The organism is Aequorivita sp. Q41, from assembly GCF_039831855.1.
Lineage (GTDB): Bacteria > Bacteroidota > Bacteroidia > Flavobacteriales > Flavobacteriaceae > Aequorivita.
This window is the reverse complement of record NZ_JBDPMS010000001.1, coordinates 1,732,246-1,752,353: the sequence shown is the minus strand read 5'-3', so window position 1 is coordinate 1,752,353 and position 20,108 is coordinate 1,732,246. Positions and strand designations below refer to the sequence as shown.

General features: G+C 34.6%; 14 protein-coding genes. 7 read left to right on the top strand and 7 right to left on the bottom strand.

All coding sequences use genetic code 11. The annotated features are described in order from the left end of the window. Nucleotides 1–87: 87 nt before the first annotated feature. The 3 genes from ABJ955_RS08100 to ABJ955_RS08090 all read right to left on the bottom strand — a co-directional run bounded on the left by ABJ955_RS08100 (nucleotide 88) and on the right by ABJ955_RS08090 (nucleotide 5,638). Nucleotides 88–1,569, bottom strand: coding sequence for a T9SS type A sorting domain-containing protein (locus ABJ955_RS08100; RefSeq protein ID WP_347374080.1), 1,482 nt, complete (start codon nucleotides 1,567–1,569; stop codon nucleotides 88–90). A 20-nt stretch (nucleotides 1,570–1,589) separates the two neighbouring features. Then, entirely contained in the window at nucleotides 1,590–3,899 is a 2,310-nt protein-coding gene (locus ABJ955_RS08095) for a T9SS type A sorting domain-containing protein (protein WP_347374079.1), read from the bottom strand. 107 nt (nucleotides 3,900–4,006) lie between these two features. Then, nucleotides 4,007–5,638, bottom strand: coding sequence for a tetratricopeptide repeat protein (locus ABJ955_RS08090; protein WP_347374078.1), 1,632 nt, complete (start codon nucleotides 5,636–5,638; stop codon nucleotides 4,007–4,009). A 494-nt stretch (nucleotides 5,639–6,132) separates the two neighbouring features. Here ABJ955_RS08090 and ABJ955_RS08085 point away from each other — a divergent pair, with 494 nt between their 5' ends. The 4 genes from ABJ955_RS08085 to ABJ955_RS08070 all read left to right on the top strand — a co-directional run bounded on the left by ABJ955_RS08085 (nucleotide 6,133) and on the right by ABJ955_RS08070 (nucleotide 12,889). Next, nucleotides 6,133–9,042, top strand: coding sequence for a T9SS type A sorting domain-containing protein (locus tag ABJ955_RS08085; RefSeq protein WP_347374077.1), 2,910 nt, complete (start codon nucleotides 6,133–6,135; stop codon nucleotides 9,040–9,042). 151 nt (nucleotides 9,043–9,193) lie between these two features. Further along, nucleotides 9,194–10,948 carry a hypothetical protein gene (locus tag ABJ955_RS08080; RefSeq protein WP_347374076.1) on the top strand — a complete coding sequence of 585 codons (1,755 nt, stop codon included), beginning with the start codon at nucleotides 9,194–9,196 and terminating at the stop codon, nucleotides 10,946–10,948. Nucleotides 10,949–11,087: 139 nt separating this feature from the next. After that, a complete protein-coding gene (locus ABJ955_RS08075) occupies nucleotides 11,088–11,273 on the top strand; it encodes a hypothetical protein (RefSeq protein ID WP_347374075.1) in 186 nt (61 codons plus the stop codon). A 110-nt stretch (nucleotides 11,274–11,383) separates the two neighbouring features. After that, nucleotides 11,384–12,889, top strand: a complete 1,506-nt coding sequence (locus ABJ955_RS08070; protein ID WP_347374074.1) for an exonuclease domain-containing protein — start codon at nucleotides 11,384–11,386, stop codon at nucleotides 12,887–12,889. On the opposite strand, the gene ABJ955_RS08065 is transcribed toward ABJ955_RS08070, so the two are convergent. The 4 genes from ABJ955_RS08065 to ABJ955_RS08050 all read right to left on the bottom strand — a co-directional run bounded on the left by ABJ955_RS08065 (nucleotide 12,843) and on the right by ABJ955_RS08050 (nucleotide 17,055). Next, nucleotides 12,843–13,496, bottom strand: a complete 654-nt coding sequence (locus tag ABJ955_RS08065) for an HAD family phosphatase (protein WP_347374073.1) — start codon at nucleotides 13,494–13,496, stop codon at nucleotides 12,843–12,845. The genes ABJ955_RS08070 and ABJ955_RS08065 overlap by 47 nt on opposite strands. Nucleotides 13,497–13,702: 206 nt before the next feature. Beyond that, on the bottom strand, nucleotides 13,703–15,280 hold the full coding sequence (locus tag ABJ955_RS08060; RefSeq protein ID WP_347374072.1) for a T9SS type A sorting domain-containing protein: 1,578 nt from the start codon (nucleotides 15,278–15,280) through the stop codon (nucleotides 13,703–13,705). Between the two features lie 337 nt (nucleotides 15,281–15,617). After that, the gene (locus ABJ955_RS08055) at nucleotides 15,618–16,685 is read right to left on the bottom strand and encodes an NADH:flavin oxidoreductase/NADH oxidase (RefSeq protein WP_347374071.1); all 1,068 of its coding nucleotides are present in this window, start codon (nucleotides 16,683–16,685) and stop codon (nucleotides 15,618–15,620) included. A gap of 40 nt (nucleotides 16,686–16,725) precedes the next feature. Next, nucleotides 16,726–17,055 carry a hypothetical protein gene (locus ABJ955_RS08050; protein ID WP_347374070.1) on the bottom strand — a complete coding sequence of 110 codons (330 nt, stop codon included), beginning with the start codon at nucleotides 17,053–17,055 and terminating at the stop codon, nucleotides 16,726–16,728. 207 nt (nucleotides 17,056–17,262) lie between these two features. On the opposite strand from ABJ955_RS08050, the gene ABJ955_RS08045 reads away from it, so the two are divergent. The 3 genes from ABJ955_RS08045 (at nucleotide 17,263) to ABJ955_RS08035 (ending at nucleotide 20,107) form a co-directional block, all read left to right on the top strand. Continuing rightward, nucleotides 17,263–18,726, top strand: a complete 1,464-nt coding sequence (locus ABJ955_RS08045; RefSeq protein WP_347374069.1) for an alpha/beta hydrolase-fold protein — start codon at nucleotides 17,263–17,265, stop codon at nucleotides 18,724–18,726. Nucleotides 18,727–18,850: 124 nt separating this feature from the next. Then, nucleotides 18,851–19,279 carry a DUF3592 domain-containing protein gene (locus ABJ955_RS08040; protein WP_347374068.1) on the top strand — a complete coding sequence of 143 codons (429 nt, stop codon included), beginning with the start codon at nucleotides 18,851–18,853 and terminating at the stop codon, nucleotides 19,277–19,279. A 75-nt stretch (nucleotides 19,280–19,354) separates the two neighbouring features. Next, nucleotides 19,355–20,107 carry a DJ-1/PfpI family protein gene (locus ABJ955_RS08035; protein WP_347374067.1) on the top strand — a complete coding sequence of 251 codons (753 nt, stop codon included), beginning with the start codon at nucleotides 19,355–19,357 and terminating at the stop codon, nucleotides 20,105–20,107. Nucleotide 20,108 lies beyond the last annotated feature (1 nt).

Here is a 20,108-nt window from a genome sequence, read left to right as displayed (position 1 = left end):
TGATGAAGATTAGACCCAACACCCTTAAAAAAGAAGGCTTCTGAAAAAATTCAGAAGCCTAATTAAATACAACCAATCAAAAAAAAACTATTTTTTCACAAACCTATTATAGAAGATTTGGTTGTTCTCATCTTTAATACTTAATAGATATACGCCAGCAGAAAGCTTTGAAGTTTCAATCGTAGAAACTCCGTTTACTTCCATCAATTTAATTCCGTTAATTCCATAAACAGTAATATTTGTAACTGTGCTATTTTTCATTTGTACATGTAGCACATCTGTAACTGGGTTAGGATAAACCGCAATAGCATTGGCATTAGCGTTAAAATCTGAAAGGCCCAATAAAGTTGGGTTTTGAAAAATATACGCCGAACCAGCATCTCCTACTTCGTTATTTCCCGTTTCATCATGATCTTCTCTTGGGGAACCTACAATTAATTCATTTTTGTATAAATCCATACTCCAGCCATAAAAATCTTCTCCTTGGGTGTCCTCGCCTTGGGTAATTTCTTCTTCAACCCACATTCCTGTATTATCTCTTTTATATACATACACTTCACCAGGTTCATACCCATAAATATGTGGTGCAGTAACTAGCGCATAATCACCTTCAATAATATTATACCATCCAAAATGAGCTGCTTCAGTTGAAGGATTCCCATTTAATTTTTGAACTTCTAAAAAAGCACCTTGCGTATCCATTTCGAATATATAAGCAGAACCTTGTTCCCCATCAGCACCATAAGACCCAACCATTAATCTATCGTCAGACAAGCTTACTGTGCTTCCAAAATAATCTACTTCAGCACCATCGGAAGCAGTAATAGTTTGATCGTAAACATATTCTCCATCTCTATTTTTTACATACACATAACCCGCACCTTTACTACCGTCTACACCTTGCGCTCCGACCAACAAATAGTCTCCTGAAATAGAAACTCCTATCCCAAAAATATCGTTAGGTTGTGGATTAGGACTCATTATTTTTTGAGTTTCTTCCCATACACCAGCAACTTTAGTAAACACATATACAGAACCAGTCCAGGCATCTTCCCCTGGTGCACCTGCTACAATAGTGTTGCCTTCTACATCGATTGTAGTTGGGTTCATCCCTAATTTTGCATCACCACTGTAATCAGAGGTTACTAGTTTTGTGTCAAATTCCCAATTATTATTTTCATAATCGTATACATATAAAGCTCCAGCTCTTATTACACCATTTACATCTGCTCTTCCTGCTGCAACTACTAGAAAATCATCTGAAAATTTTACCCCACCCCCATATTCTGCACCATCATTGGGATCATCGGCTGCAATTCGTTGTGAGAAGCTCCATGCACCTTGATTATCTTTAGCATAAATATATGCAGCCCCAGAAGCAAATGCTTCTCTTGATGTTCCCACCACTGCAAAGTTTTCAGTAATTGCTACTGAAGTTCCGTACTCTGCACGACCTTCTCTATTTTCACTTACTATTTTTGCTTGTTGAGAAAACTGAGCCATTGCGCTTGCTCCTAACAAAAGAAAAACTGAAATAGTAAATACCCTACTCTTTAAATTTGATTTCATTTTAATTTAGTTTTAGTTAATTATAATTTTAAAAGACGCTTGTTGTATGTTCCATTATCGGTAACAATTTTCACTAAATGAACGCCACTATTTAAGTGAGAAAGAGCTATGGGGCCAACACTTTTAGTAGTTTCTAATACCAATTGCCCCGTTAATGTATATATAGCCACACTCTGAATTGTAGCATTTTTACTTTCAAGGGATATATATGTTGATGAAGGATTTGGGAACAGCACTACTTCATTTTCACTTTCAAAATTTGAAGTTCCTAGTGTAAAAAGATCTAACGTATACTTTACCAGACCTACATCAAAAGTTCCAAAGTAAACATCGGCTTTATCTTCAAAAAAGTGAACTGTAGAGCTTCCTGTATTTATGTATTCTAAAGTTGCGCCATCAATAATTTCCCAGTTTGCACCATTATCTTTTGAGTAAACAATGCGCGCATCTGCTGCTGGATATAAAAATCCATCAGAAAAATGATTAATTGCCACTATTTGTCCAGGCTTTAAATCTGAAAAATTTACGCTGTCTATATGCTCATCAAAAATTTGTGACCATGTTTCACCCTTATCTTCCGATAAAAAGACACCTTGTGTAGAAGCTAAAATGTATTCATTGGCATTCAATGGATTTATTTTAGCATCCAATATCATATCGCGACCTGATAGAATTTCTAATCCTGTTGAAGAATCTTCCCAGCTAAGACCGCCATCAGTTGATATATAAACCTTTGTTCCTTGTGTTATGGTAACCCGTAAAGGATCTGCTGGGTCTATAATGATTCCGTACATTAAATCTGTAGTAGGCAAAGTAATTTGTTCAACGATAGGCATTAAAGGATCTGCTACATTTATTTTATATGCTCCTTCCCCAAAAGAAAACCACACCAAATCTGTATTACTTGGTGCTGTTGCCATGGCATAGATGTTTAAAAACATCATACTCGATAAAATAGAATTGTACGTCGCACCGTGGTCTGTACTCATTTCTAAAACAGAATTGATTCCAAACCTAGCGCTATTGAATATTCTCCCTACCACTTCTTTATCAGCATACGGAAAAGTTGTAGCCCCAAAAGTGTTATTTAGAGGTCTCGTTCTATACGGGGTTTCTGTATTATTGTTGAAATCATTATGAATAAATCCATTTCTTACTCCATAGTATAAATGGTTTTCGGTTTCACTAAAAAAACCGTCAATACGACCTGTGCTATTTACAAATCTGTTAGGAACTTTTTCAAGAGTTCGCCCCCCATCTGGGCTTCGGAAAGGATAAAAATTTGATGATATAATAACATCATCAGCTACAAATGGATTGAATGAAGTTGTTAGTCCAAAATAATACTCATCTGGATTAATTTCTGTGTATACATGGTTATTCCATGTTGCCCCATTATCTGTTGTACTAATAATTTCATTTTCCTCTAGGATAATAATATTGTCAGTATTTTGGGGATTGAATTTAATATGATTTATGTTGTCGTTAGCCATGGTGGTGTAGGTAATAGGAAGCATATTCCAGGTATCACCGCCATCTAATGAACGGTAAACGTTTTCTCTATGCGACCCAAAACCATAAAAAGTACCGACCAAAATATCGTTTGAGTTTCTTGGGTTAAATTCGATAGCACTATAGGTATTTCCAGGTATTTTTTCTTCCCAAGTGCTTCCGCCATCGTGGCTTAAAAACACTCCTCCCATATCGCTTCCAGGGGAAACACCACGCATCAAAAAGAATGTGTTTGGGTCGTCTGGGAAAATTGCAACATTATTTATTGCTACTCCTCTATAGTCAGGGCCATAATAAATGCTTCTCCAGCTTGTACCACCATCTGTAGTTTTAAAAACTTCGTTAGTAAAACCAAAATTCTCTGTATAGGTAGTATGCAAAAGAGCAGTATCATTATCCGCTTCATAAATAGAATAACTTGCTATAAGCACATCTTCTTGTTGTGGGTTTGGAACATTGTATTCCTTCACTACTGCACCATCTGCAATCGTTATAATTACAACTTTACTATAATCTGTGCCTTCAGCCTTTACAATAAAGCTTAAATTTTGGTCATTATTAAGAAGCTTCAAACTACTTAATGTGCTATACTGCACCATTGGGTCGCTATATAAAATCCCCCAGTTGGCACCATCATCTTCAGATTTTACAATGTGGTTTCCAACCGTTCGTGCATATAAAGTTCCTTCTGTACTAGTATCAAAAATCACATCATAAATTTGTCCGTATTCAGGATTTGCCGAAAAGGTTAATTGGGAATAGGTATCTTGTGTAGTTACTATTAATAAAAATGTAAGAAAAATAAATATCCTTTTCATAGTTGTTCGTTTTAGTTATTCGGTAAAAATAGATTGTTACCAAAGTCATGACCTTATAAAGTGCGTGACATTTTGTGACATAAACGATAAAAAGTTGTGACATAGCCCTATATACTGGCTATATAAGCGGCAAGAGTAACTCCGTTTGGAAGATTTATTTTTTTACTGATTCGTTCTTTTCGCTTCCTACAGGATTGTGGAGTGATATTTAAGAGAGAAGCAATCTCGTTATTACCTAAATTCATATATAGGTATATTACAAAACGTAAATCTTGTTGGGTTAAATTTGGGTTTAACTTTAAAAGCCTTGTAGAAAACCCTGGGTTTACTTCATCAAAATGACTAAAAAAACTATCAAGTTGTGAGTTTTTCTTTAAATGTTTGCTTAATGCCTTAATCTGAACGAGAAGTTCTGGTTGTTGCTTAACTTGTGGATTTGCAGTAAGAGCATCCACTATTTCTTCAATCAATTCATTTCTACTTGATAAATAAAGTGCTTTGGAGGTTAGCTTTCTATTTTTAATATCCAGTTCGTTTTTAAGACGTTCCTGCTCTAGCTTTACAATAGCCTCTTGCTCACGCATTTGTTTTTCCGCAACCAGTCTTTTTGTTTTTTCTTGTTCAAGTTCTAGTTCTGCAATTTTTTTTCGTTGTTTATGTCTTGTTAGGTAGTTTCTAAACAACCAAATCAGTAAAATAAAAAGCAAAACAGCAAAAGCAACGATACTGTAAAAAAAACGGCGTTCTTTCTGTAATAGCAATTGGCTTTCACTCAACTCATGGGCATAATTTTGCAACTCAAACTTAATTTTATTATTCTCATAGAGTGTATTATTTCTAATCTGCTGAAGCGTATCGCGAGCAGCCAAAATGCTGTCTTTATAAAGCAGCGCCTTGTCGTAATCTTTTAAAACAACATAGGCTTTAGAAAGCGCAGCATATACATCTTCCTTATTTTCTAAAACTTTTGACGAATTTCTGGCTTCTTCAGCATACTGAAGCGCTGCATTGCCATCCTTTTCTTTTAAATACATTTTTGAAAGCAGCAGTAGCATAAAAACCTTATTATCTGCATCTGCTTCACTATTCATTTGCGGCAATAAGGACAAAGACAAGGCTTTCGCTTTTGCATAATTAGATCTTATAAAAAGGTTTTCCGCTTCAGCCATCTTAGCCATTATTGCTATTTCGGGCTGATCCTTAACTAATGGTAATGCTTCTTGAATATAGTTACTAGCTTCTTCAGCTTGAGCCATTTTGTTTGATACTAAAGCCAGATTTATAGCGTAATACCCATGTTTTGTGTTGTTTTCTTGATTGAAACTTAAATCATACGCTTTTCTAAAATACTCTTTCGCCTTTGCCAAATTATCCTCCTGAAAGTATAAAATACCAATATTGTTAAGCACCGTAAGCTCATCTCTGGTTTCAAGCTCGGCAATAGCAATTTCATAGGCTTGGAGGTAATAGTTGAGCGCTTCACCAAAATCAGACATAAGGTAATAATTGGAGCCTGTATTTAGTAATGCACGAAATTTATTTCTTGGCCATTGGTTTTCGTTTGCAATAGAAGTTGCTTTTACAAGAAGCTCTAGCGATTGAATGTGTTTTTTCTCAAACATCAACTTAATACCCTCTTCAATCATATTTGCACATGCTTCTTTATTAATTGTTTGCCCGTAAATAATTGGCGAAACAATAAAAAGAAGGGTTACAAAAAATCTAGTCAAAAAGTTCATGAAAGGTCTTTAGAACGAAATTAAACTAAATCAATTTTTGTAGGGCATTATTTTGAAGATATATTGTTAAAATTGGCATTTAGAACAAAAACAAAACTTTCCTTTGAAAATAAAGCAAACAATTTGACTGGTTTTTGCTAAAACTCAGTATGATTTTCTAAAATTAAAACCATGTGCTTTTAAAAAAATAGTTTTTAATCCCGCGATTAAATATCCTTGCTATTGGAAGGTATTAAAACGATTGCACTGTTATTTTTTAATTAACAAAAAACAAGTGTAATCAAGGAGTGACAATAGCTAATCACAACAAAATTAGCATCTAAGAAACTAATGAGTAATCATCATAGGTTTTGATTGTAGCTTTAAATTAATGATAAGAAATTGTAAACAATACTTGCTTGTCCATGTCATGTCCATGCATAAATTGACAAAAGTGTTGTGAATTACTGTAACATTGTATCCACAATAATCAAATAACCTACAAATCTTTAATCATGAAAACAAAATTAATATTCTTGCATTTTGCAGTAATCTTTTTTCTAGCATTAACTGCAAACGCACAATGTCCGCCAGCAGGCGACATATATTTAAACTCGCAAGCAGAATTAGACACCTTTGTTAATCAGTACCCAAACTGTACTACTATAGCAGGTAAATTAATACTTCAAGGCGACATAACTAATATTACCGCTCTAGAAAACCTAACGCAATTAAATGGTCTTATAGTACAAAACTCCTCATTAACCACGCTAGAAGGACTTAACAATTTATCAGTGATTAATGGCGATTTAAAAATTGGACCAAATCCATCATTAACTGAAATAACCGCACTCAGCCAATTAACCACCGTCAATGCTGGTAATGGAGGAGTAATAATTCAAAATAATCCTCAATTAGTAAATCTTGTTGGTTTACAAAACATAGCTACAGCACGATATATTACCATTTCTGAAAACTCAAGTCTTATAAATTTAAATGGATTACAAGGTTTAGAAACCTTAAGTCTTAGGCTACAGATTAGTCATGTGAGTAATTTACAAAGCCTAGCAGGACTTGATAATTTTACCAGCGTAGACAACTTAACAATACAGTATTGCCCAGCTTTAGAAACCTTAGAAGGATTAAATGAACTTGCAGTAATTCAGTCCACTTTAAGTATTCACCACAACGCAGCACTTTCCTATTGTCACATAGATCCTATTTGCAATTACCTAGGCTCAGGAGGAAGTATTAATATTTCAAACAACTCTTCACTAGGTTGTTATAGTGTTAATCAGGTAAACCAATTTTGTGAAGGCTTTCCTGAGTGTCCAACTGGAAATATTACATTCCAATACCAACAAGACATAGATCTTTTTCTTTCACAATACCCTACTTGCACAACTATTCAGGGAAATTTGACCATTATTGATGATGACGGCGCTAATATTACAAATCTAGACGGCCTTCAAAATATTACTACCATTACCGGAAGCTTAACCATCTCTGCAAACTACGGCCTTACAACTCTTGAAGGCTTGGAGAATTTGGAGCAAATTGGCGGAACACTAATGATTATAAATAACGGAATTTTAGAGAGCCTAGAAGCTTTAAGCAATTTAACGAACCTTAATAATTCAGAAATTAGAATTGAAAACAATGGTATATTAACAAGTTTAGCTGGGCTTAATAATATTGACCCTGCAACTATCAGTAACCTAATATTAAGATCTTCTCAAAACCTAACTACCTGTAATGTAGAAAGTATTTGCAATTATGTTGCTGGTATGGGAAACACATACACTATTTCTGGAAATGCAGTTAATTGTAGCTCAGCAACCGAAATAATAGATTCGTGTCAAGGCATTTTAACTGAGTGTCCATCTAGTTTTACCTTTCTAACTCAAGCAGAAATTGACCACTACAAAGTGAGGTACCCCAACTGTACCCAAGTACAGGGAGATTTAGTAATAGGCGGTACAAGCCAGAGTGATATTAACGATTTAACCCCACTAAATCATATAAATAGTGTTGGTGGTAATTTAAAAGTTACTAAAACATCACTTACCACCTTATCTGGTTTAGAAAACATAACAAGCCTAAACGGAATTGAATTAACCTACAATAACAGTTTAACTTCTATACAAGGATTGACAAATCTAAGTGCATTACAATCGTTAGAGATTCTTTCAAACTCACTTCTTGAAGATATAGACGGCATTGGTTCGTTTACAAACATTAAAACCTTAAAATTAATACAAAACCCATCGTTAGTTGACATTTCAGGCTTGAGTAATTTACACACCGTAGAAAATGGAACCGACGGTTGGTTAGAAATTTCTGGAAATGAAAGTCTTCCAAACGTAGATGGTTTAGAGAACCTTTCATTCGTAGATGGGTTTTTAAAAATTCAAAACAACGACAACCTTCAAAACATTAATTCTTTAAGCGGTTTACAAAATGTAGGTTTTACTTTAACTATAAACAACAACCCTATACTTGAAACAATGGATTTATCAAGTTTAACAAGCGTTGGTTTTCATTTTTCATTAAGTAGCAACCTTCAACTTCAAAGCCTAGAAAGTTTAGAAAACCTAGCTACAGTTGCTAATTTTGATATTTTAAACAATCTTTCATTAACAAATCTAGAAGGTTTAAGTGGATTAGTGAGTGTAAATGACCTTGAAATAAATGACAATGACGGCTTAGTAAACTTAAATGGAATAGACAATCCGGTAATTGGTCGTTTAGCTATTAAAAACAATGATTTACTCTTAAATATAGAGTCTTTAAATAATCTTAGAGAATTCGACTTTTTAGATATTGATGGCAATGCTAGCTTAGTAAGCTTAGAAGGCCTAAATAGTTTAGGCGCTATAAATGGTGATTTCCTATTACAAAACAACGCAAGCTTAAACAGTTTAGAAGCTTTAGCAAATTTAGCAACTGTCAATAGAATTTGGGTGGTAGCTAATAATACATTAGAAAGCTTAAGCGGGTTGGACAACATAAACCCAAACATCTTAAGTCTTTTAATATTAGATTCTTCTACAAACTTAGCTACTTGTAATATAACTAGTGTCTGCACCTATCTTTCTAATGGAGGAAATGCAACTATTTCTGGCAATGCAACAGGCTGCCAATCTAAACAACAAATCCTAGATTTATGCGCTTTAGGCACAGCATCATTTCATCTTAATGACCTTGTAACTGTTCACCCAAATCCCATGAAAGAATGGTTATTTATTGAAACTAGCACTGGTATAGAAGTTACTAAAATCGCTATATATGATGTAAGTGGCAAATTAATAATGGAGCAGACTAACAATACAGAAAAAATAAACGTCGCTAACTTAGCCCAAGGATTGTATTTTATGAATATTAAAACCAAGGAAGGCGATCTTATTCAAAAGTTAGTTAAATAAAAAAGAGTTTGAATGCAAATGCCTCAGAGTAGTTCATAATGTAATTGGGTAGTTAATAGTTAATATTTAATACACATGAGGCATAAAAGAGGGTCGTAAAGTATAGCGACCCTCTTTATTTTTTATAGATTTACTTTAAATTCATCTTTTAATGAATACGAATTTTTCAAAATACACAAGAATTAGAATATTAATCTTCGGACTTCTATTTTCAACCTTCGTTGTTTCGGGTCAAAATTCAGACAGTATTGAAGATACTAAATTGGAAATTAAAAGACTTTTAGATTCTCATAGAATAATTGAAACAAACGACCTAATTAAAAAAAGCTCCTTTTTAGATATTGAATATAGGCTCGGGGTTTTAAATAAAAATTTAGCGTTAGCTTCTCAAAATAACAATCCAGATGTATTAGCAAGCACCTACTTAACTTTTGGGAATTTTTGGCACGAGCAAAGCAATAAAGTAAAAGCTTTTGATTATTACTTAAACTGTGAATCTATTGCCAAAAAAAACAACAATCATAGACTGCTGGGAATTTCTAAGATGAACCGCTCCTCATTATTAGACAATAATGAGGATAGAATTGAAATGGTTAAAGAGTCCATCAAAGCATTTGAAAAAGCCAAAGACACGCATAATTTAGCAAAAGCACATCTAAATACGGGCGTTGGATATGGTCTTTTTTTTAACTCAATTAAACTAAAAGACACCCTAACAAATCCAGAATTATCAAAAGAGGTGCGGTATTATAAAACCAATATGTTTCAGCACTACCGTATAGCGCAATCATTAGGAAAGAGCATTAAAAGCAACGATGTTATTGCCACTATAAATATATATTATGCCGAATGGCACAAATATGAAGGAAAACTAGAATTAGCTAAAGCGTTATTTGAAAAAGGGAAAAACTATAGCAAGCTTGCTGGGTTTTATAAAGGAGAGGTGTTCTGTATAAAAGAGATCGCATCCATAGAAAAAGAATTGGGCAATAAAGAAGCAATGTGGAGCCTCTATGCACTTGCCGAAAAAATGGCTAAAAAGAATAATTACAAAGATTATTTAAAAGAAATTTACGAAAATTATATCACCATTTACGCTGAAAATGATGATTATTTAAAAGCTTTTGAATATCAAAAATTACTAACACACGTAAATTTAGACCTTGTAAATTCAGGAAATCAAGACAAACTAAGAATTTTAGGATTGCAGAACGAACTTTCGGAAAATGCTTTCCAATTAGAGAAAGTAGAAGCGCAACAAAAGTTTAATAAATGGCTTATTGTATTTAGTATTTTCATTTCAATATTTATAGCGGTATCTGCACATTTAGCTCTGAAGAATAGAAAAAGAAAAATGGTCCTTATTAATAACAATAATACCATAACAAAATTAGAAAAAACAGCTGTTGAAATCGAGTTGAAAAACAAAAAACTAGAAGAAGAACTCCTAAAAGAAAAAGTGCGTTTTGGACAAGAACATTTAATGTTGTTCGCAAATCAAGTTGTAAAGATTGAAAACTTTATGAAGCTATTAAAGTCAAAAATCAAGCATTTAAAATACGAGGAAGAAAACCAAGACATTATTAACGATTTAAAAATATCTTTTGCTGAAGTAACCCATGGGCAAAACCATTTAAAACAACTAAACTCATACACATCGCAACTTAACCAAGACTTTTTCTTCTACATCAACAAACAATATGAAAACATCACCAAAGACGACGAGCAACTTTTAGCATATATTATTCTAAATATGGACTCAAAAGAAATTGGCCGCATCCTAAACATAACAACCGATAGCGTATATAAAAAAAGGCACCGACTAAGAAAAAAACTAAATCTAACGAATGAAAATTCTTTTAGAGATTTTTATGAGCAAATTACAAGCAAGATAAGCAATGGCTAAGTCCATTTTTGCTTTTAAAGAACCGAATAAAGTAGTGTTAAATGTTTAATAACAATAAAATAAGTTGCTTACTTTCTTCTTAAATTGGTATAAAACGAAGTAAAAATTTACTTTGTAGTAGTACTTTAAAAAATACGCTATGGATTCCAATAAAGCAAAAAAAAGACCGCAGCAGCGCACAGAAGACGCCGAAAAGCAAAACGAAAAACAGGAGCGAGAATACCGAAAAGAGAAAGCTGGCACCTATAAAAAACCTGATGAAAAAGATCAATCAGATCAAAATGCCACAGAAAAATACCTCAAGATTAAAAAAAACATCAAATAAAACTATAACAAAAGCTAGTTGAAATGGATTATTTCCATTTTATAGGAAATAATCCAATAAACTAAATAGAATTGACTACATTTGCCTTTCGTGCAAATACTTTTTTTTGAATGCAATCACAGCTTTTCGCAATTATAGATGTAGAAACTACCGGAGGGGGTATTTCCGGTAATAGAATTACTGAAATATGTATCGTCCTAGTTCGCAATTCTAAGATTGTAGATAAATACACCACCTTAATAAACCCTGAACGTGATATACCGCCACATATCACGGCACTTACGGGTATTGATAATAAAATGGTTGCTACCGCTCCACGTTTTTTTGAAGTAGCTCAAAAAATTAAAGAACTAACGCAAGACGCCATCTTTGTAGCGCATAACGTTAGCTTTGATTATAATGTAGTTCGCGGAGAATTTCAACTACTAGGGCAACATTACAATCGCAAAAAGCTTTGTACAGTGCGGCTTTCACGCAAATTAATCCCCGGTTTGGTATCGTATAGCTTAGGGAAGTTGTGTGCTTCCATAAACATTCCGCTTAACAATAGGCATAGAGCAGAAGGAGATACTGATGCCACCGTTATTCTTTTTAAAAAACTCTTTACTCTTGACGAAAGTTTTACCCTTATCAATTCATTTTTAAACCCCCGCTCAAAACAAGCGACACTCCCACCTCATATTGCTATTGAGCAAATAAATGAATTACCCGAGGCAACAGGTATTTATCTTTTTAAAAACCAAAAGCAGCAAGTTATTTATGCCGGAAAAGCAAAAAACATAAAAAAACGGGTCCTCTCCCATTTTTACGATAAAAAAACAAGAGAATACCAACTTGGGCAAGAAACGCATTTTATAGATTATAAACTTACTGGCAATGAATTAGTGGCACTTTTAGTTGAATCTGAACATATCCGAAAGCATTTCCCTAAATTTAATAGGGCGCAAAAATGGCCTGTTAGCGCTTATCAAATAATAAGTTACGAAAATCAGCGTGGGCTCATTCAGTTAGCATTGGCTAAAACAAAGGTCCTTCATGATTCCGTTAGTACTTTCTACAATAAAACAGAAGCCACCGAAAAATTAGCCGAAATCTGTGAAACCTTTAAACTATGCCCACGTTTTTGCACCTTACAAAGCAGCTTAGAAAAGTGCGCACATTACCGATTAAAAAACTGTGAAGGAATATGTGAAGGCATTGAAAAAGTAGCTGATTACAACATAAAAGTGGAAGCTGCTCTAAAGTCATTAAATAATAACAAGCTTACATTTGCCATACAAGGAAAAGGAAGAACAGAAGACGAAATTGCTTTTGTTTTAGTAATTGAAGGACACTATAAAGGGTTTGGCTATTTTGATAGAAACGATGCCATTTGCGCTATTGAAGATTACGAACCTTTTTTAAAAATGCAACAAGCTAGTTATCATACTCACGCAATTATACGTAGCTTTCTTAAGAAAAATGGAGACCGAAATCTTATCTTTTTTGAAAAACCACTTCAGCTTACCACTAACCGAATTAGCACACTTAAGAAACATTCGCCAATTAAAAAGGATGCATTATTTGGGTTTAAAGACCTTCTAGTTTCGAAAACGCAATCTCCCCAAAATTTGTAATCACCTTATCGGCTTTTGTATAGTCTTGGTTTACGGAATGTGGACTTTTAAAGCCTACACAATAAATAGCAGCAGCCTTTGCTGCGGCAATTCCATTTGTTGAATCTTCTATAACCATGCAGTTTTCAGCGGGTTGTTCCGCAAGTGCAGCAGCTTTTATAAAAATCTCTGGATGCGGTTTAGAAGCTTTTAAAGCTGCACCACTTATTTTTGCTTTAAAATATTTATTAAGATCAAAACGGTTAAAAATACGATCAATATTCGCCATAGATGCCGACGAAGCTAAAATTAAAGTTAGTCCGTTGTTATAATAATCTTGTATTAATTCGTGCACACCGTCTAAAAGTGTTAGACTCGAATCATTTTCAAAAAGATATTTAAAATGCTTTCTTTTTATAGCCACAAGCGTTTCTGGACTTTCAGAAAGTTGGAATTTTTCACATAAAATTCTACAGATTGGGACGGTGGCTTGTCCTGTAAATGAATCATAAAGCGCTTCATCTACTTCAATGTTTACTTCGTCAAACATTTTAAAATAAGCCTTTCGGTGAAGTGGTTCTGTATCCACAATTACACCATCCATATCAAAAAGTACCGCTTTAAGCATCTTATTATTTTTATTTGCGAAAATACTCGCTTCTTTTAAACTTCAAAAACTTATCGGATTGTTTTCGTGCTTGAAATACTGATTTACTAAAAAAAACCGTCCAATGTACTTTTAAAGAATTACTCTCTATAAGTTTCATTGGACGGCAATTAAATTCATGGCTTTCGCCATTTATGATTCGCTTAAAAAGCTAAAATTAGAGCTCTTTATTGCACTAAAATCTTTTTTACGAAAGATGCTTCTTCATTTTTAAAGTGAAGAAAGTACGTTCCCGGAGAAAGTGTTTTAGTTACGGTTGTAGTTCCAGAAACAGCTTCTGCACTATACATTCTTCCAAGCACATCATAAATTTCCATTGTATAACTAGCTGTGGTGCTAATTGTAAATTTCCCGTTTGAAGGGTTTGGATACACTGCTATAGTTGCTTCAGCAACATCGTTTGTTCCAAGGTTTAGGTTAACTCCTTTTTCATAGAAAACTTCACGCTCATCAAAACCTTGACCGTCATCAAAACGCTTGTCGTTCCATACTACATGCAAACTTCCGTTTGGATCAAACTTACAGTTTGGCTCTTCTAAAGCTGGATTTTCTTCATTTATAACTAAAGGAGTTCCAAAGCCATCTGTACTATTGTATTCAATTACTGAATTAGTGTCTGCAAAAAAGTTAGTGAAAACTACTGCACAGTCTCCTTCAGAATTACAATCCATAGACATTCTTTTTGAACCCGCATCTGGGGAAACATCCTCATAGGTATTTGCTGAAAGTGTAAAAGAATCTGCTCCAGCATCGTAATCATAAATTCTAATAATGTCACGCTTTGGCGAAGGGTCTCCATGCCAAGTTAAAACCATAACTTCATCAGTGGAAGAAGAGTAAGCCAAGTTATAGTTGAAAGTACCAACATTATCTAGTGTAACAATTTTTGCAGTGCTTAAATCATGCGTAACCTCATCGTAAATTCTATACTTAAGCTCAGTTGACCCTCCATTCACTTTCTCAGAATACAGAATCATTGCTTTACTATCACCAATACTTCGTATGTATGGGTAACCCGCATTTTGACTGTCGGTAACATCAGAAACTGCAATGTCGCTAGACCAGTCAGTTCCATCAAAATACTTCATATATATTTCTTCATTTACTTGATTTTCTCTAAAATCATAACCCCATACCACAACTGGCAGGTTATCTTCCGTACTGTATAAGTCATGACGGCCAGAAGTATGGTTTACAGTTCCGCCAGCGTCAGAAATCTTTACACCATCATTCCAGGTATCTGTAGCTGCTTCATAATAAGAATAGGCTACGTAGTTTCTAATATTTTCAAAAGCCCATACGTTGTAAGTAACGTGAAGATCTCCATTAGGAGAAGCTGCAATAGCACCAAAGTGGTTGTTTCTACCTCCTATTTCACCGCCTGTATCCACAAAAATAGCATCAGACCATTCTTGATTTAATTCTTTTTTTCGGAACATAATTTTTTGAAGACCACTAGAATGGTTGTCGCTATACACAACATACGCAGTTCCATCATTCCCAACTTCTAGGCGAGGATCCCAAGAATCTACTGTTGGTTGTTCCGAAATGTTTTCGTCTGGATTACTCCAGTCTAAATTAAGAGCTAATGGGCCCTTGTTATTTTGATTCAAAACACTTGGTAACTGGCTTTCTGTCTTCTGAAAAATTTTCCCGTTTTCATCGGTTTCATAAGAAGCAAAATTTTGGGAAAAACAGAGACTAACTGTTAAAAATGTTGAAGCAAAAAATAAACTTTTTTTCATAATTTGGGGAGTTATTTAATTAATAATATTTCCAAATATATATACTAGAATTTTAAAAGAAAACTATTTCCACCGCTTTAACAATTACACTTCTTCAAAGTATTGTTAAAATAAATGTTAAGAAAATATTAAGAAAAAATACGCATTTAAACTAACTAATTGACCGTTAGACGATGTTTTTATACATTTCGTACATATTTTTAGCAAAAATAGAGTTCAATTATTTTTTAAAAAAAATTGTATTATTTCTAATTTCTCTTCACAATAAGGCACAAACGACTAGGTATTTTTATAAATACAACTTTTATAAGATTCATAAATGGAGTCCATTTTTTGCTTATATTTTTGCGCGAATATATTGTAACGGCCAGGCCACATTTTCGTTTAATTCGGCAGCGGCTTGTAAGGCAAAATAGGGTTGCCTTAAACTCTCACGCGCATATAGAATTAAATCTGCTTTTCCCGCTTGTAGTATTTTTTCTGATTGCTTTGCGGTGGTAATTTGCCCAACAGCACCTGTTAAAATACCTGCTTCCTGTTTAATTTGTGCTGCAAATTTAACCTGATATCCAGGTTTACTCGGAATGGTAGCCTTCGGAATATTTCCTCCTGTGGAGGTATCTATTAAATCTACACCAAGCTTTTTTAATGCCTTAGCAAGCTGTATAGAATCTTCTATACACCATCCATTCGCTGTCCAATCTGTCGCAGAAATCCTCACAAATAAAGGCTTCGCATCATCCCATTCGTTACGTACGGCTTCCGTAACTTCAAGCAGCAACCGAATTCTATTTTCAAAACTTCCCCCATACAGATCGGTGCGTTCGTTTGCTAAAGGCGAATAAAACTGGTGAAATAAATAGCCGTGTGCCGCGTGGATTTCAACAACATCATAGCCAGCCCTTGCAGCACGGCGCGTTGCAGCAATATAATCTTCCTTTACCTTTTTAATACCTTTTTCATCCAAAGCTATTGGCGCAGGTTCTTCATCCCGGAAAGGCAAAGCTGATGCAGCAACCGTTTGCCATCCATCTTCACCATCTGGCGCAATTTTTTTTGAGCCGTTTTCTGGCAAATGATGACTCGCTTTTCTCCCTGCATGCGCCAACTGAATTCCAATATGTGCGTTTTGCGAATGCACAAAAGCGACTAACTGGGTTAAGGTATCTAAATGCGCATCTTTCCAAATCCCCAAATCGCCAGGCGTAATTCTGCCTTCAGGTGAAACGGCTGTAGCTTCTTGAATAATTAAGCCAGCCCCACCCACGGCACGACTTCCCAAATGCACCAAATGGAAATCGTTTGCAAACCCATCCTGACCGCTATACATACACATTGGGGAAACAACCACGCGGTTTTTAAAAGTTGTATTTTTTATTTTTAAAGGAGAAAAAAGTAAACTCATATATAATTTATTATATCTATTTAAACTTAGAATATTAATTTCATTTTAAAAATTGCATAAAGCCAAAAGCGTTTCGGGTTTTTAAATAGGCAGTGTCCTTTTCAAAAAAATAAGCTTCCCTTTCAAAAGAAATATTTCGATACGCTTCAAAACGGTTTTTAAATTGAACCCAGCGAAACAAAAACTCAATACCATACCACAAATAGAAAAAGACAACTAACAATTCAGCCTGTTGTTTAAGGTGAATACATTCATGGTTTATAAAAACAACATCTTTTTTTAATCCTTGGTGTTTTATAATTACAAACGGCCAAACAGTCATGCCGTTAAAGTTTTTTCGAAGTAATTGTGGACGGACTAAAAGTATCATTGTGGATTGTTTATCGTAAAATAATTTTAGAATAGCTGCATAATTTTACGCAATTAAAATTACACATTAATTATTGTGCCTGCATATACACACCTTGGTTTAACAGCGAGTTAACAGGTTTTTACTGCACAAAGAAAAAGCCGCGTATATATTTTTGATGAGTAGTGTTAAATTTTGTAGTTTTAAAAACGCGCTAACAGAGCTATTATGAAAAAACAAATACCCCTACTACTCTTATTTATATGTGCTTTTTCCTATGCGCAGCAATTTAAAACAAGCTACTCCTCAGCAGACTTTGAAGGGCCTTTTTCCGGTAAAGTATTTTTGTATTTAAGCAAAGAGAATAAACGCCCGAAGGACGGCTTTGTGGGTATTACTTCGTTCCCGTGCTATTCCATAGACGTTGAAAATATAATGCCTGGCGCTACTGTGGTTTTTGATGATACTGCTAAAAGTTATCCCGTAAAACTATCTGATATTGAACGCGGAAACTATTATGCACAAGTAGTTTGGGATAGAAATTTGGGGGGACGTGCCATTAATGAAAGCCCTGGAAACATTTACAATCCAGCGATTGAGGTAACGATTACTCAAAATAGGGAAGAAATTTTTACTTTAAAGTGTTCTGAAACTATTGCGGAACGTCTTTTTATTGAAACTGAATTTATAAAAGAATTAAAAGCTCCTTCTACGTTGCTTTCAAAATTTCACACCAAAGAAATAACCGTAAATGCTGCCGTTATTCTTCCAAAGGAATATTACACCCAAGCAGACAGACATTTCCCTGTATTATTTAAAGTAGCGGGTTATGGCGGCGATTATCTTCGTCTTAGCAACAACACAAGCATACAAAGTCAACCAATAGACACTATTGCATGTATTACAGTTTATCTAGATGGCAACTGTGCTTTGGGACATTCGGTATATACCAATAGTGCAAACAACGGCCCTTGGGGCGATGCGCTTGTTAAAGAATTTATTCCCGCTTTAGAAAAGAAATTCCGCACCAACGGCGCCAAGCTTTTAACTGGGCATAGTAGCGGTGGCTGGACGGTACTTTCTTTACAAACTCGTTATCCTGAAGTATTTGATGGCTGCTGGAGCAGTGCGCCAGACCCCGTAGATTTTAGAGACTATCAAGGTGTTAATCTTTACAAAGGCGAAAACTTGTTTTACACTCCAGAAGGAACATTAAGGAATGTTGCGACGGTGGCTGGACGTTTTCCATGGGCGTCAAGCAAGCAAATGTATGCTATGGAAAACATTATTTATCGTGGCGAACAGATGCATTCCTTTAATGCTGTGTTTAGTGCAAAAGGAAGCGACGGCACCCCAGAACGTCTTTGCGACCCTGTAACTGGCGCTATGAACCCTCAAACTTTTGAGCATTGGAAAAATTATGATATATCGCTTTATTTACGAAATAACTGGGACTCATTAAAACGAAACCTAGACAGTAAAATACGTGTATCTATAGGCAGTCAAGATAATTTTCTTTTAACCGGGGCGGTATACAAACTAGAGGAAGCAATGAAAGCACTTAATGCAAATATGGAATTCGAGTATTTTCCTGGAGATCATTTTACAATATTCACTCCCGAATATCAAACTAAAGGAAATGCTTTTCTAGCCAATAGGTATAAAGCTTGGGAAGCAGTAAACAAGAAATAATAATCAAGATATGTGGAAAACTAGAATCTCCATTTTTTTAAGGAAGGTATTAAATTTTAACACATCCACCCTTTTTTAAACAACTAACCCTTCCTATAGCATTAAATCTTGGATTGTATAACCTATGGCCATAGTAATAAAAAAGAAAATGATTGATTACGTATATGTGGTAATGTTCCTAATTTCGCTGGTGTTAATATATTTTGCACTAAAACAATTCAGCAACACTAAAACATTACTGAACACGGGAATAAGAACTACAGCAAGGGTTGTAGCTTTAATTGAAATTAGCGGAGAAGATACCAACACCTACAAACCCGTATTTCAATTTACAGATAATACAAATACCGAAATTACTTTTGAAAGTAAAATCAGTTCAAGGCCTGCACCTTATAAAATTGATGACATTGTAAATATCATTTACAATAAAGATACTGATGAAAGAAGAGTTGTTTCTTTTTGGGGACTCTATAGATGGAGCATCATACTTTTATCCATTGCAATGCCATTACTTATTATTGGAGGAGGGTATTTATTATATTCAAAAGGATAAATAACGTCAATTTACCTAAGTCTAAAAACTAAAAATTAGCTAACTTTATAGTGCTAAGATTTTAAAACAAACCCTATGAACACGCGCATTCTCCCTTTGCTAATTATTGCTATTATACTAAGTAGCTGTAATTCGAATACCTCAAAAACCAATGTTGAAACTAAAAATCTAAATCACAACGAAACTAAAACAGACACGCTTACAAAACACCTTAAACCATATAATCCGGAATTGCCTACTATCGGTCTTTTAATGTTTAATGGAGTGCTTCAAAGTGAAGTAATTGCCACTTCAGATGTTTTTTCAAAACCTTCTGAAACACATCAACAACTTTTTAATGTAGTTACAATCGCCGAAACCGAAACCCCAATTACGACCGAAGAAGGGATTAGAATGCTACCAGATTACACCTTTACTACTTGTCCAAAACTAAGCGCTCTCTTTGTACCAAGTGCGTATGATATGTTCGCCCAAGTGCATAATGATGAACTTGTTTCTTTTATTAAAAGAAAAAATATGGAAACCGATTATACCGTAAGCAATTGTGCAGGCGCACAGCTTATTGGAAAATCAGGAATTGCAGATGGACATAAAATTGTAACGTGGATAGGTGGCGGGGAACAGCTGCAAAAAGACTATCCAAACCTAAAAGTTCAAAACGATAGTTTGATTGCTTTTGTGGAAGATGGAAAGTTTAGTTCCTCAAACGGAAATTTAGCAAGTTACATTTCAGCCTTGAATTTATTGGAAAAAATGACCAGTTTTGAACATCGAGAATTTGTGGAAAGCTACCTATACCTCGATCGACTGCAGAACTGGAAAAGGTAAG